This is a genomic window from Streptomyces sp. NBC_00190 (assembly GCF_036203305.1).
Taxonomy (GTDB): domain Bacteria; phylum Actinomycetota; class Actinomycetes; order Streptomycetales; family Streptomycetaceae; genus Streptomyces.
The window spans coordinates 7,160,469-7,174,221 of record NZ_CP108131.1 but is presented as its reverse complement, the minus strand read 5'-3'; the positions used below and the strand labels follow the sequence as shown (position 1 = coordinate 7,174,221).

Annotated in this window: 13 protein-coding genes and 1 pseudogene; 6 read left to right on the top strand and 8 right to left on the bottom strand. The window is 72.0% G+C overall.

The genetic code is table 11. The annotated features are described in order from the left end of the window. Positions 1–23 precede the first annotated feature (23 nt). Genes OG429_RS33380 through OG429_RS33370 form a run of 3 tightly spaced genes read left to right on the top strand, consistent with a single transcriptional unit; the run spans position 24 to position 2,853 of the window. Entirely contained in the window at positions 24–854 is an 831-nt protein-coding gene (locus tag OG429_RS33380; protein WP_328928983.1) for a YndJ family protein, read from the top strand. Continuing rightward, entirely contained in the window at positions 851–1,393 is a 543-nt protein-coding gene (locus tag OG429_RS33375; protein WP_328928982.1) for a DUF1990 family protein, read from the top strand. The genes OG429_RS33380 and OG429_RS33375 overlap by 4 nt, the downstream gene beginning before the upstream one ends. A 20-nt stretch (positions 1,394–1,413) precedes the next feature. Beyond that, positions 1,414–2,853: a lipase maturation factor family protein gene (locus tag OG429_RS33370; RefSeq protein WP_328928981.1), complete on the top strand. Its 1,440-nt coding sequence runs from the start codon at positions 1,414–1,416 to the stop codon at positions 2,851–2,853. On the opposite strand, the gene OG429_RS33365 is transcribed toward OG429_RS33370, so the two are convergent. Then, entirely contained in the window at positions 2,839–3,822 is a 984-nt protein-coding gene (locus OG429_RS33365) for an NAD-dependent epimerase/dehydratase family protein (RefSeq protein ID WP_328928980.1), read from the bottom strand. The genes OG429_RS33370 and OG429_RS33365 overlap by 15 nt on opposite strands. Positions 3,823–4,026: 204 nt before the next feature. After that, entirely contained in the window at positions 4,027–4,200 is a 174-nt protein-coding gene (locus tag OG429_RS33360) for a hypothetical protein (RefSeq protein WP_328928979.1), read from the bottom strand. Between the two features lie 340 nt (positions 4,201–4,540). Between OG429_RS33360 and OG429_RS33355 the strand changes: the two genes are divergently transcribed. Beyond that, a complete protein-coding gene (locus OG429_RS33355; protein WP_328928978.1) occupies positions 4,541–5,029 on the top strand; it encodes a hypothetical protein in 489 nt (162 codons plus the stop codon). A gap of 13 nt (positions 5,030–5,042) precedes the next feature. Here the strand turns inward: OG429_RS33355 and OG429_RS33350 are convergent, their stop codons facing one another. Next, on the bottom strand, positions 5,043–6,530 hold the full coding sequence (locus OG429_RS33350; protein WP_328928977.1) for an SDR family NAD(P)-dependent oxidoreductase: 1,488 nt from the start codon (positions 6,528–6,530) through the stop codon (positions 5,043–5,045). 292 nt (positions 6,531–6,822) lie between these two features. On the opposite strand from OG429_RS33350, the pseudogene OG429_RS33345 reads away from it, so the two are divergent. Further along, positions 6,823–7,557 (top strand): annotated as a pseudogene (locus tag OG429_RS33345) (DMT family transporter); the annotation flags it as partial. A gap of 99 nt (positions 7,558–7,656) precedes the next feature. Here the strand turns inward: OG429_RS33345 and OG429_RS33340 are convergent. After that, positions 7,657–8,943, bottom strand: a complete 1,287-nt coding sequence (locus tag OG429_RS33340; RefSeq protein WP_328928976.1) for a transglycosylase family protein — start codon at positions 8,941–8,943, stop codon at positions 7,657–7,659. 185 nt (positions 8,944–9,128) lie between these two features. Between OG429_RS33340 and gndA the strand changes: the two genes are divergently transcribed. Beyond that, the gene (gndA, locus tag OG429_RS33335; RefSeq protein ID WP_328928975.1) at positions 9,129–10,574 is read left to right on the top strand and encodes an NADP-dependent phosphogluconate dehydrogenase; all 1,446 of its coding nucleotides are present in this window, start codon (positions 9,129–9,131) and stop codon (positions 10,572–10,574) included. A 282-nt stretch (positions 10,575–10,856) separates the two neighbouring features. Here gndA and OG429_RS33330 read toward each other — a convergent pair whose 3' ends face one another. The 4 genes from OG429_RS33330 to OG429_RS33315 form a co-directional block, all read right to left on the bottom strand. After that, a complete protein-coding gene (locus OG429_RS33330; protein WP_328930496.1) occupies positions 10,857–11,489 on the bottom strand; it encodes an aspartate/glutamate racemase family protein in 633 nt (210 codons plus the stop codon). Next, positions 11,483–11,821 (bottom strand): GNAT family N-acetyltransferase, encoded by a 339-nt coding sequence (locus OG429_RS33325; protein ID WP_328928974.1) that lies wholly within the window; start codon positions 11,819–11,821, stop codon positions 11,483–11,485. Before OG429_RS33325 ends, OG429_RS33330 begins: the two co-directional genes overlap by 7 nt. Positions 11,822–11,836: 15 nt before the next feature. Next, the gene (gene panD / locus OG429_RS33320; RefSeq protein WP_328928973.1) at positions 11,837–12,256 is read right to left on the bottom strand and encodes an aspartate 1-decarboxylase; all 420 of its coding nucleotides are present in this window, start codon (positions 12,254–12,256) and stop codon (positions 11,837–11,839) included. A 543-nt stretch (positions 12,257–12,799) separates the two neighbouring features. Beyond that, entirely contained in the window at positions 12,800–13,741 is a 942-nt protein-coding gene (locus tag OG429_RS33315; RefSeq protein ID WP_328928972.1) for a catalase family protein, read from the bottom strand. Positions 13,742–13,753 lie beyond the last annotated feature (12 nt).

The window sequence follows — 13,753 nt, the reverse complement described above, 5'->3', positions numbered from 1 at the left end:
CGCAATGGGGAGGGGAGTCCGCCGTGACGGTACTAGTGAACGTGATCGTCACCCTGGGCATGCTCTACGTGGTCCCGGCCGGACTGCGCCTGATCGGCCCGGCCGGGCTGCGCCGGACCGCCCGCCTGTGGCCATGGCCCGCCGCCCTCGGCGCGGTCTCCCTCTGGCTGCCGCGCGGAACACTCGCCACGACGCTCGCCGCGCTGTACGCCGCGGCCTGCCTGGCCCTCGCGGCGCGGGCCCCGGCCGGGCTCCTGCGCGGCCGCCCGGGCCCCGCGGACGTCGCGGTGGCCACCGCGCTGGTCGCGCCGTCGGTCGCCGGGACCGCCCTGGTCGCCGAGCGCGCCGGCCACCGGCTCTTCGGCTTCGACCTCGACATCCTGGCGCTCACCGTGCCCCACTTCCACTTCGCCGGATTCACGGCGGCCCTGGTCGCCGGGCTGGTGTGCCGGGCCGCGGCACCCGGACCGGGCGCGCGCTGGGCCGCGTACAGCGTCCCCGCGGGCACCCTGCTCGTGCTCCTCGGCTACTTCGTCGACGACTGGGCCGAACTGGCGGGCGCGGTGGTCCTGACCGGCGGAATGTGGGCCGTGGCCCTGCTGACCTGGCAGGAGATCCGCCCGGCCGCAGGAGACCGGACCACGCGTGCGCTGCTCGCCACTTCGGCCGCGGTACTGCTGGCCACCATGCTGCTCGCCCTGTGGTGGGCGGTCGGCGAGGCCACCGGCGTCGTGCACCCCACCTTGACCTGGATGGCCGCGACCCACGGCCTCGCGAACGCCCTCGGATTCGCCCTGTGCTCGGTGCTGGCCTGGCGCCGACTGACCGCAGACCGACAGGAGACCACGCCATGACCCGCCTCACCAGCGCCGGCCGGGACGCCCTCAGCTACCCCGATCGCGGCGCCACCGCCGAGCGACCGCTGCCCGCCGGATACCACCACCTGCACCACCGGGTCCGGATCGGGCACGGCCGGTCCGCCTTCGAGGCCGCCGGCGTCGCGGTGACCACCTTCCAGGCGCACCGGACCTCGGGCATGCGGATCCGCGGTGACGCCGACACGACCGGGGCCGTCCGCCCCGGCAGCCGGGTGATCGTCGGGATCGGCTTCGGTCCGCTGCGCATCGAGGCTCCGTGCGAGGTGGTCTGGACGGCGTACGAACCCGCCCGGATCGGTTTCGCGTACGGCACGCTGACGGGCCACCCGGAGTGCGGGGAGGAGTCCTTCATCGTGGACATGGACCCCGACGGCACCGTGTGGTTCACCGTGACCGCCTTCAGCCGCCCCGCCTGCTGGTACACCCGGCTCGCGGGCCCGGTGATCCCCTTCCTCCAGCTGCGCTACGCGCGCTGGCTGGGCCGCCACGTGCGCAGGCTGGCCACCGCCGCCTGACCGGTCCGATACTGGAGGCGATGGACTGGTTCACGGCGCCCTGGTACTGGCTGGGCCGGCTGGTCTTCCAGCGGGCCCTCGCCGGCGTCTACCTCTTCGCCTTCGTCGGGGCCGCCCTGCAGTTCCGGGCCCTCATCGGGGCGCGGGGCATGCTGCCCGTACCGCGCTACGTGCGGTACGTGCCCTTCCGGCGCGCCCCGAGCCTGTTCCAACTGCGCTACTCCGACCGACTGTTCGCGGCGTGCGCCTGGGCCGGGGCGGTGCTGGCCGGCGCGCTGGCCGCCGGGGCCGGGGACGAGGTGCCGCTGGGCGCGGCCATGGGGATGTGGGCCCTGCTGTGGCTGCTGTACCTCTCCATCGTGAACGTCGGGCAGACCTGGTACTCCTTCGGCTGGGAGTCGCTGCTGCTGGAGGTGGGATTCCTCGCCGTCTTCCTGGGCAACGCGCGGGCCGGGCCACCGGTGCTGGTGCTGTGGCTACTGCGCTGGGTGCTCTTCCGGGTGGAGTTCGGAGCCGGGCTGATCAAGATCCGCGGGGACTCCTGCTGGCGCAAGCTCACCTGCCTCTACTACCACCATGAGACGCAGCCGATGCCGGGGCCGCTGAGCTGGTTCTTCCACCACCTGCCGAAACCGCTGCACCGGGTGGAGTGCGGGGCCAACCACGTGACCCAACTGGCCGTCCCGGTACTGCTGTTCACTCCGCAGCCGGTGGCCTCGTACGCCGCGGGGATCATCGTGGCGACGCAGCTGTGGCTCGTCCTGTCGGGAAATTTCGCCTGGCTGAACTGGCTGACGATCACGCTCGCCCTGTCGGCCGTGGACTTCACCGGGCTCGCGGGCGCTCCCCCGGCCCAGGCCTCGCGGGCGGCGCCGGTGTGGTTCGTGGTCCTGGTCTGCGCGGTGACCGTGCTGGTGCTGGTGCTGAGCCGTCATCCGGTGCTCAACATGGTCTCGCGCCGCCAGGTGATGAACCGCTCGTTCGACTCGCTCCACCTGGTCAATACGTACGGGGCGTTCGGGTCGGTGGGCCGGATCCGGGACGAGGTGGTGGTGGAGGGCACCGCCGACCGGGTGCCGCACGCGGACGGGGACTGGCGGGAGTACGGCTTCAAGGGGAAGCCGGGTGAACCGGGCAGGGTGCCGCGCCAGTTCGCCCCGTACCATCTGCGCCTGGACTGGCTGATGTGGTTCGCGGCGCTCTCCCCCGGCTATGCGCGGGACTGGTTCGGGCCCTTCGTGGAGCGGCTGCTGGCGGGTGACCGGGACACGCTGCGGCTGCTGCGCCACAACCCCTTCCCGGACGCCCCGCCCCGCTATGTCCGCGCCCTGCTGTACCGCTACCGGTTCACCAGCTGGCGGGAGCTGCGCGAGACGGGTGCGTGGTGGCACCGCACGCTGCTGCGCGAGTACCTGCCGCCCACCCGGCTCGCGGAAGCCGCCTGGTCAGAGCCCGAGTAGTGCCGCCTCCCGCTGCGCGTCCAGGCCCGGGGCCGGCCGGTCGGGACGCTGCGGGGCGATCCCGCCGAGGCTCTGGAGCCAGGCCCAGGTGTCGGCGACGGTCTCCTCGACCGGGCGGCACTTGAGGCCCGCGGCCAGGGCCTTGGACACGTCGCCGGCGTGCATGTAGTCGTGGGGCTCGCCCGTCCCGGTCCAGACCGGCAGCTCGGTCCAGGGCTGGACGCCGGCCTCCATGATCACGGCCGGGTCGGTCCAGCGCAGTTCGGCCGCGCCGCCGGTGGTGGCGGCGCAGGCCTCCAGGAGGCTTCCCATCGTGGCGTGCCCGGGCGCGGAGACCACGTTGTACGCGCCGCCCTGCCCGGCGGCGGCCGCGTCGAGGGTCCAGCGGGCGAGGTCGCGTACGTCGATGTACTGGAGCGGGAGTTCGCGCGGGCCGGGGGCGAGGACCGGACCGCCGCGGGCGGTGCGGTTCAGCCACCAGGGCAGTCGGCCGACGTTCTCGTACGGGCCGAGGATCAGCCCGGCGCGCGCCAGCAGCGCGCGGTCGCCGAAGGCGTCCAGGGCAGCGAGTTCGGCGCCGCGCTTGTCCTCGGCGTAGGCGATGGATCCGGCGTCGGGCGAGCCCTCCACCAGGGGACCCTCCTCGTCCAGCCCGGCCGGTGCGGGATAGGCGTGCACGGAGCGGCTGGAGACGTACGCGTACCGCCCGACCCGGTCGCGCAGCAGCCGGGCGCTGTCGCGCACGGCGGTGGGAGCACCGCCCCAGGTGTCCACGACGAGGTCCCACTCCCCCTCGGCAAGGGCGTCCAGGCCGCCGGGGGCGGTGCGGTCGCCGTGCAGGGCATCGGTGCCCGGCGGGGGCGCGTGGTGGCCGCGGTGGAAGACGGTCACCTCCCAGCCCCGGTCGAGGGCGTCCTCGGTGATCGCGCGTCCGACGAATTCGGTTCCACCCAGCATCAGTAGCTTCATGCGGCTCAGCCTGCCCGGGCGGCCGCGCGGCGGGAAGTCTTGATCGCCGTCAGCGATGACGCTCACGGCGTAGGCGGCCCGGGAACTTCCCGCGGTGCCCGGCCGGACAGGGCAGCGCCCCCGGTGCGGGTCGGCTCGGGGGCGCTCAGTACCGCTCTTCTCTTCGGACCGGCCGGCGTGGACCCTCCGGTCGCTCGGGCCGCGCTAGTCGACGCCGGGCAGGATGTGCGACTCCGCCAGGTCGTCCTCGTACCCCGCCAGCCGGATGGGGGCGGACCGCGCCCAGACTTCGAGGCTTCCGAGCTCGTCGGTCCGCGACTTGGGCCGCGACCCCGACCGCTCCAGCGACGTCGGTTCGGGCTTCGTGATTTCTGTCACCGCGCACTCCTTCGTGTCGCGCAACCCGGCAGGCGGACCGCGAGCCGGGCAAGGGCTAAAGGGTTTCCGGACGCGGTGGCGCCTTGGTGGAGCGTGGCCCGGATGGGGCCTTCTTGATGCCCCAGAGTACACATATGAGCGGGCCTCCGCTCGATAGAAAGGCAAAATCCGCGTCGCCCTCTTGTTTTCGCCGCGAGTTCAGGAAGTCTTCGACCCGCGGGTGCGACAAGCATGGTCCGCTCGACGCCGGATGCGCGCGGGGGCGACGGGGGGAGCGGCGGTGGCGAGGTCCGGAATACGGGGGTTCGAAGTGCCGTACATCTCAAGCGTTCCAGAGCTGATGGATCTTCTGCACGCCTGCCGCGACGGCCGTGGCCTGCGGACTGCGGCCCTGCTTCGCCGCGCCCACCCCTTCGACAAGGAACTCCAGACAGCGGGGCTCGTACTGGATCTCGGCGAGCTGCTCCGTCCGGGTGACGGAGTGTCCCGGACCGATCACGCTGAGGCGGTCCGCCCGCTGCTGGGCGAGCGGGTGGCCCGGCTGGTACGGCTGCACGCGCGGGCCGGGGACGAGGCGGGCCTCCGCGCCCTGACGGCGGCCGGCCCGGACGGCGAGGCGGCGGCGGACCTGCTCCAGGCACACGACACGGCCGGCGCCGCGGGCCTGGACGCGGGCGTGCTGGAGGACTGGCGGCCGGTGCTGGAGCTGGTCGCGGCGGGCGCGTACCGGGCGTCCGGGCCCGCCGGGAACGCGAACGGCCCCCTCGGGGCACCGAGGGGGCCGTCGGGTCCCAGGGGACCCAGGGGATCGGCTGTGGGACGCACGTAGGCGCCCGCCGGCCCTACCAGTTCGCGGGGGCGTAGTCCTTGAGGAAGACTCCGAAGAGGTCCTCACCGAGTTCGCCGCGGACGATCGGGTCGTAGACCCGGGCCGCGCCGTCGACCAGGTCGAGGGGGGCGTGGAAGCCCTCCTCGGCCAGGCGCAGCTTGTCGAAGTGCGGGCGCTCGTCGGTGATCCAGCCGGTGTCGATCGAGGTCATGAGGATGCGGTCCGCCTCGAACATCTCCTGGCCGCTGGTCCGCGTCACCATGTTCATCGCGGCCTTGGCGGCATTGGTGTTCGGGTGCCCCGCGCCCTTGTATCCGCGGCTGAAGACGCCCTCCATCGCCGAGACGTTGACGACGTAGGCACGCCCGCTGGACGCCTTCCGGGCGGCCTCGGCCATGGCCGGCCGGAGCGCGCTGATCAGGATGAACGGCGACGTGTAGTTGCACAGCTGGGTCTCGAGCAGCTCCACCGGGGAGATCTGGTCGATGGTCTGCACCCAGGTGTTGCTCTCGACGACGTCGGGCAGCAGGCCGCCCGCGTCGATGGCGGTGCCGGCGAGATGCCGCTCCAGGCTGGCGTTGCCCGCGACCAGGGCGAGGTCGGCGACCTTCTGCGCCTCGAGCCCGCTCACGCCGACGGGCAGCGCCGCCAGGCCGTCGACCGCGCCGGAGTTGAAGGCGCCGATGACGTGGTGGGCGGGGAGCTCGCCGGCCGGCAGCGGGGCGGCCTCCCCCTCGACCAGCGCGGCGTAGGCGGTGGGCAGGCGGCGCACGGTCTGCGTCGCGTTGTTGATCAGGATGTCGAGCGGACCGGCCTCGGCCACCTGGTCGGAGAGCGCCACGGCCTGGGCCGGGTCGCGAAGGTCGATGCCGACGACCTCCAGGCGGTGCATCCAGTCCGCCGAGTCGTCCATCGCCTTGAAGCGGCGGATGGCGTCCTTGGGGAAGCGAGTGGTGATCGTGGTGTGCGCGCCGTCGCGCAGCAGCCGCAGCGCGATGTACATGCCGATCTTGGCCCGGCCGCCGGTGAGCAGCGCGCGCTTGCCCGTGAGGTCGGCGCGGGCCTCGCGCTTGGCACGGTTCTCGAGGGCGCAGTCCGGGCAGAGCTGGTGGTAGAAGTAGTCGACCTCGACGTACCGCGTCTTGCAGACGTAGCAGGAGCGCGGGCGCTGGAGTATCCCGGCGATCCGGCCGGCCTCGGTGCCGGAGGAAGGCAGGATGCCCTCGGTCTCGTCGTCGATGCGCTCGGCGGAGCCGGTCGCGGTCGCCTCGGTGACGGCCTTGTCGTTGGCGGTCTTGGCGGCGCGGCGCTCCTGACGGCGGCGCTGCTTGACCGTGCGGTACAGGCCGGCGGTGGCGCGGCGTACGGTGATCGCGTCGGGGTGGTCGACGTCGAGCTTGTCCAGCTCGTCGAGCACGCTGAGGCAGAGGGCCAGCCGCTCGGGATCGATGCCCGGTCCGTATGCGTGCCCGTAGTCCTGGCTGTCTTCGGTCACCGTCATGGCCGCTGCCGTTCCTTGATCACTCGTCCGCATCCGCCTGCTGCGGAAGTCCCCAAAAGGGGAACTGTACGGATCCGACGCACCCGCAGCCAAACCCGCTGCCACGGGGCTCACATACCGCGTGCGGGGTGTCACCGTACGCGTCCAGACGTGGCCTTTCTCCGGTCTTTCTCCGGTCTTTCTCCGCTGCCCTGCGTGCCTGATCGCGTACTCCCGTACTACGCCAGGAGTATGACTCGTGACCCCCTGTGGGCGGAGGAATAGCGAAGTCGGGTCGGGCATTGTGGACTTCATGAGTGCACTGGCGCTGTCGGCCTTGCTCTGCCTCGTGTCCGCCCTGGCGTACGCGGGTGGCGCGATCGTCCAGGAACAGGTCGCGGCGACCACGCCGGACCGCCCGTTCGCGCCGCTGCGACGGGGCGTCTGGTGGGTGGCGGTGGGGCTGAACGGTCTCGGCGCCCTGCTGCACGTGGCGGCCCTCGCGTACGGGCCGCTGAGTCTGGTCCAGCCCCTCGGCGCGCTCACGATCGTCTTCGCGCTCCCGATGGCGGCCTTCTTCGTGGGGCGCCGGGCGGGCGCCGCGGCCTGGCGCGGGGCGGTGCTGGCCACGGTGGGTCTGGCGGGGCTGCTGGCCCTGACCGGCGGTGGCGGGCGGGCGCAGTCCCTGGCGGGCGGTGAGCGGAGCCTGCTGCTGTTCGTGACCGGGGCCGGGGTGGCGACGCTGTTCCTGGCGGCGCACCGGATGCACCGGGCGGTGCTGCGCAGCGTGCTGCTGGCCGCGGCGGCCGGTACGTCCTTCGGCATGGCCTCGGTGTTCACCAAGTCCGTGGCCGAGGGCTTCGGTCCGGGCACGCCGGGCGGGCTGTGGCCGGACCTCGCGGCGATCGCGGTGCTCGCGTCCGGCGGGCTGCTGCTCTCGCAGGCGGCCTACCGGGGCGCCGGGCTGACCGCGCCGCTGGCCACGGTGACCGTCGTCAATCCCGTGGTCGCGGCGGCGGTCGGCATCTCGCTGTTCGACGAGGGCTTCCGGTACGGGGCGGCCGGCACGGCGGCGGCTGCGGCCTGCGCCGTGGTGGCCGCCGCCGGGCTGATCCTGCTCACCGCCGTACCGTCGCACGTACGTGGGTCAGATGTCGGCTCCGTGGGAGCGGAGGTACTTCAGCGGGTCGATGTCGGAGCCGTAGCCGGGTCCCGTACGCATCTCGAAGTGCAGGTGGGGGCCACTGGCGTTGCCGGTCGAGCCGGAGCGGCCGATCCGCTGGCCTCCGGAGACCTGCTGGCCGGACTTGACGCCGAGCGCCGACAGGTGGGCGTACTGGGAGTACCGGCCGTCGGTGTGCCGGATGACGACCTGGTAGCCGTACGCACCCGCCCAGCCGGCGGAGACGACCTGGCCGGGGCCGACCGACTTGACGGAGGTTCCGGTCGCCACCGGGAAGTCGACACCCGTGTGGTAGCCGCTGGACCAGGAGGAGCCCGCGACGCGGTAGGCGGTACCGATGGAGGCGTCGACGGGGGCGGAGAATCCGCCCGCGGCGGGCTTCTGCTGCGCTGAGGCTGGCTCCGGGGCCGGCTTCTCGGCAGGCTTCTCCGCCGGCTTTTCGGCCGGTTTCTCCGCGGGCTTTTCGGCAGGTTTCTGGGCCGGCTTCTCCGCCGCCGGCTCCACGGGCTTCACCGGGTCGGCCGTGCGCGGCGGCTTCTCCGGGTTCTGCGCGGGCGGGGCCCCGGTGATCCGCAGGGTGAGCCGCTGCCCGGGGAAGATCATGTCCGGGTTGCTTCCCACGGTGGCGCGGTTGGTCTCGTAGAGCGCCTGCCAGCCGCCCTCGACGTGCTGCTCGGTGGCGATCACCGAGAGCGAGTCACCGGGCGCGACCACATACGGGTTCGGCAGCACGGAGGTTCCGGTGGGGCGGGGCATGGTGCCCTGCTGCCCGGTGGCCTTCGTCTGCCGCGTCTCGGTCTTCGCCCCCTGTGGGGCCTGCGCACCTTGCGCCTTCGGCGCCTGGCCCTGCGACGCTGCCGCGGGCGCCTGGCCGCTGCGGCTGAGGCCGGCCTGCTTGCCGCACTGCGGCCAGGCCTGGGGCCCCTGGCCCTTCAGGACCTTCTCCGCGACCGCTATCTGCTGGTCCTTGGTGGCCAGATCGGCGCGGGCGGCGTAGACGGTACCGCCGAAGGCCCGCCAGGTGCTCTGGCTGAACTGGAGGCCGCCGTAATAGCCGTTGCCGGTGTTGACGTGCCAGTTGTTCGTCGATTCGCAGGCGGCGACGTTGTTCCAGGTGTCCACGGAGGCGGCGTGCGCGGCTCCGGCGCCGATGAACGGGAGCGCGATCCCGGCGCCACCGGCGGTGACGGCGAGCGAGGCCCGGTTGATACTGCTCGGCTGATACCGGCGGTGCCGGCCCCGTACACCCATGGGAGCCCCCATCGAAGACAACAGGAAACGCAAAACCTAACGTCACGATCAGAGCATGACAAGGGGCGCAACGGGGCGCCCCTTAGCGGAATTTGACAATCCCTCGGCGGCGATCGGACCGGTAGCCGTCCGCGTCGATGTAGCGTCGGCATTCCCCGCACACCGAAGCACGCAGGAGCGCAACGATGAGCACCAGCACAGCCCAGATCGGCGTCACCGGGCTCGCGGTCATGGGCAGCAACCTCGCCCGGAACTTCGCCCGCAACGGCTTCACCGTCGCCGTGCACAACCGCACCGCCTCGAAGACCACCGCTCTCGTGAAGGAGTTCGGCCACGAGGGCCGCTTCGTGGCAGCCGAGTCCGCGAAGGAGTTCGTCGACGCGCTGGAGCGTCCCCGACGCCTCGTCATCATGGTGAAGGCCGGGGAGCCGACCGACGCCGTAATCCGCGAGTTCGCGCCGCTCCTGGAGGAGGGCGACGTCATCATCGACGGCGGCAACGCGCACTTCGAGGACACCCGGCGCCGCGAGAGGGAGCTGCGCGAACAGGGCATCCACTTCGTGGGCGTGGGCATCTCGGGCGGTGAGGAGGGTGCGCTGCTCGGGCCGAGCATCATGCCCGGCGGCTCGAAGGAGTCGTACGCGTCCCTCGGCCCGCTGCTGGAGAAGATCGCCGCGAAGGCCGCCGACGGGACGCCGTGCACCTCACACATGGGCCCCGACGGCGCCGGACACTTCGTCAAGATGGTGCACAACGGCATCGAGTACGCCGACATGCAGCTCATCGCCGAGGCGTACCACCTGCTGCGCGAGGTCGCCGGCTACTCCCCCGCGAAGATCGCGGAGACCTTCCGGACCTGGAACCAGGGGCGCCTCGACTCGTACCTGATCGAGATCACGGCCGAGGTGCTCGCCCACACGGACGCCGCGACGGGCCGCCCGTTCGTGGACGTCGTGGCCGACGCCGCCGAGCAGAAGGGCACCGGCCGCTGGACCGTGCAGATCGCCCTGGACCTGGGCGTGCCGGTGTCGGGGATCGCGGAGGCGGTCTTCGCCCGGGCGGTCTCCGGCCACGCGGACCTGCGTACGGCCGCACGGGGGCTCGCGGGCCCGACGGCCGCCGCGCTGTCCCCGGAAGCTGCGGAGGAATTCGCCGCACAGGTGGAGGAGGCCCTGTACGCCTCGAAGATCGTCTCGTACACCCAGGGCTTCCACCAGATCCAGGCGGGCAGCCAGGAGTACGGCTGGGGCGTGGACCTGAGCGCCGTGGCCTCGCTGTGGCGCGGCGGCTGCATCATCCGGGCCGCGTTCCTGGACCGGATCCGGGCCGCGTACGACGCGCAGCCCGAGCTGCCGAGCCTACTGGCGGACGCGCGTTTCGCCGAGGAGATCGGGGCGGCACAGGAGGGCTGGCGGTCCGTGCTGGTGGCGGCGGTGCGCCAGGGCATCCCGGTGCCCGCCTTCGCGGCTTCGCTGGCGTACTACGACGCGCTGCGCGCGGAGCGGCTTCCCGCGGCCCTCACCCAGGGGCAGCGCGACTTCTTCGGGGCGCACACCTACCGGCGCACCGACCGAGCGGGCTCGTTCCACACCCTCTGGAGCGGCGACCGCACCGAGGTCCAGACGGGCTGAGGCCGCTCAGCTCCAGGGCCCGGGCTGCGGTACCGGCGCGGGCCCTGGCGGCGGAGGCACCGGGTCCGGCTCCGGGAAGGGGCCGGGCACGGGTGGCACCGGGCGCGGGATCGGCTCGGGGTCCGGGAAGGGCGCGGGGTCGGGGGTCGGCTCGGGCTCCGGCACCGGTGGCTGCGTCTCTTCGAGTTTTCGCACCATGGGTCCCATTTTCCCGCAATCGCCCCCGGAAAGCCCGTACGAGGCCCCGGGATCAGCCCTGGGGATTCCGCCCCGGCAGGCTGCCTACGAGGCCCCCGCCAGCCGCAGGCCCGCCGCCAGGCCGGGAGCCGGGCTGGACAGCACCGGGATCCGGGTCGTGACGAGATCCGCGGCGCCTGCCATGGAGGCCTGGGCCAGCACGATGACGTCGGCGTCGATTACGGCGTCGGCGGCCTCGGCCACCCGGGCGAGGGAGCCGGCGTCGTCCCCCGCGGCGAAGCGCTCCCAGGCTCCGGCGACCAGCTGCGTACGGATCGAGACCGGCCGCTCCCCGGCCTCCTCGGCCAGCAGTTCACAGGTGGGCGCGAAGGTCGACTCCACGGTGGCCAGTACGACGATCCGCGCGCCGGTGCGCACCGCGGCGGCCGCCATCGGCCGGTCCACGCGCAGCACCGGGGAGCCGAGCGCCGGAGCGAGGGATTCCGCGGTCGCCCCGATCGTCGAGCAGGTGACCAGCACGGGCACCGGCCCGGCCTCGGCGAGCAGGCGGGCGAGATCCGGAGCCACCGCCTGCGGCCCTTCGGCACGGGCCCGGTCGAGCAGCTCCGGAACCACCCGGTGCCGCAGTACGGCTCCCGGGTGGCTCCGGTCCCGCAGCGCGTCGAAGACCGGGACGTGCGCGGGCGAGGTGTGCAGCAGGAGCAGATCCGTCACCAGAGGTCGGCGTCGGCATCGAGCTGGACCTTGGCCGCCGACACGACCTCGGGGGCCGGCTCCGGCGCCTGGTCGGGGTGTTTGGCCGCCCAGCTCGCCGCGTACGGGCAGAGCGGAACCACGGGCACGCCCTCGGCGGCGGCGATCCCGTAGAGGGTCTTCACCAGCTCCCCGGCGATGCCCCGGCCCTCGTGGCCCGGCTCGACGACGGTGTGCACCGCCACCAGAGCGTGCGGGGCCTCGGCGAGTACGAAGTAGGCGATGAACCCCACCACCGCCCCGCCCTCGAAGGCCAGCAGCCGTCCGGCCTTCCGCTCGTCCTTGACCTCGACCATGGTCCCCGACTCCCCTCAGACAGCCACGGCGTGCGGGCTGCGCTCCTGATCCGTACCGGGCACCGGGGCGGAGGGATCCGCGCCCAGCTCGATGATGCGATTGTCCGCGTCGACATGCACGACGTGGGGCTGGAACACGCGGGCCTCGGCGTCCTCGACCTGCGCGTAACTGATGAGGATGACCAGGTCCCCGGGGTGCACCAGATGAGCGGCGGCACCGTTGATCCCGATGACCCCGGACCCGCGCTCCCCCTCGATGACGTAGGTCTCCAGGCGCGCCCCGTTGGTGATGTCCACGATGTGGACCAACTCCCCGGGCAGCAGATCCGCGGCGTCCAGCAGATCGGCGTCGACGGTCACGGATCCGACATAGTGCAGATCGGCCTGCGTGACGGTGGCCCGATGGATCTTGGACTTGAACATGGTGCGAAGCATGCGAATACTCCCGATATGTCAGCTCCCTGCCTGCTTCACGCAGGTCAAGGGCGGTCTCCGGAGCCTACAACGATTCGCATGTTCGGTCAGCTTTCCGCAGGTCTTTCAGGACTCGTGCTGACCGATTGCTGACTTCTCTGATGCACCATCACGCCGCTGGAGTGGCGTGTTCCTGGAGCCCTCTGCTTCGAGGGCAGCGTGGGATCAGCGCCTCTGGGCCTGCTGGTCGCGGACTGCACCGGCGCCGCAGACGGGGCACATACCGGACTTTCAGTCCCGCCCTCGCCCTCCTCGACCGGTTCCGCACCCCCGAGATCCCCGTGACCCGCGAGACCGAGGCCGAGGCGACCGCACTGACCGACCCCGTCGGCGGCCTGCCATAGACGGTCAAGTGACACACATCGATGGCCTGAAGAGAGCGCCCTGAAACCGGCTCACGGAGAGCCACTCGCAAGGGCGCCGCGAACTCCTGGTCACCTGCGCCGCTTGGGCCGGAGCGGTTGTTTCCGTGATCCGGATCTGTCTGACCGGAGGTGGACCGGGTCAAGCGCCAAGCACCTCGTCGGCGCTGCGGGGCTCTGTGCGCGGCTGCTGGTTGAGCTTGTGGCGCGCGATGGAGGAGTGCCGGTAGACCTCCTTGCGGGCCCGCATGATGTTGCCCAGGGGCGCGTGCTCTGCGGTGACCCGCCAAGGGGTGAAGGACAGTGAGTCCATCTTCTCCAGGTTTTCCGGGCCGGAGATGTCCTGCTGCGGCAGCCGCAGCCTGGCCACGGTGACGGACGGCGAGAGCTGCTCGGGCCACTCCACAGTGGGGTCCTCCACCGGCATCCGCTCCAGATCGGTGCAGAGCTGAATCTGGATGTCGAAGGCGTAGGGCCGCTCCTGCAGCTCGGCTTGCAGAGCCGGTCGGAAGACCTCCGCTGCGGAAGTCGGGTCGATGGCGCGCCGGACCACCGCAGCTGCGCATTCCGGGTCGGGAGTGATGCGCACCTTGGCGATGTAGTCCCCGTGCCTGACCGCGCCCATCGTCCAGTAGCTCGACAGCAATACGTTGACCAGAGGGATCTTGGCCAGGCTCAGAAAGGCCAGGAACTCATCCCACGCCCAGTCGTCCTGGTCGAGGGTTCCCTTTCCGGTCACGAACTCGGTGTAGAAACGATGCGCGCCGGCTCGGCCCTGGGAGAAATAGGCCGACGAGTTCAGGAACAAATCCTGGAGGACCACGTAGCGCTCGACAGTCTTGCCGAAGAAGATCGGTGCGTTGATGTTGGCGTAGTCGAACGTGCCCGTGTCCGGTTCGTCTTCCAGCAGGGTCGGCCCGGGGATGCCGAAGATCTTCAGGGCCAGTCCGGTGGCGTTGCCCAGTCGCGCGTCTGCTCCGGCGTGGGCCGAGCCGTTGGAAGAGCGGATGAGCGCATCGTGGGTTCCCGGAGTCGCGTAGATGCCCTGGGCGTACTCGGGGGGAAGCCCGTCCAGGATCTCCACTTCCCCTCGGAC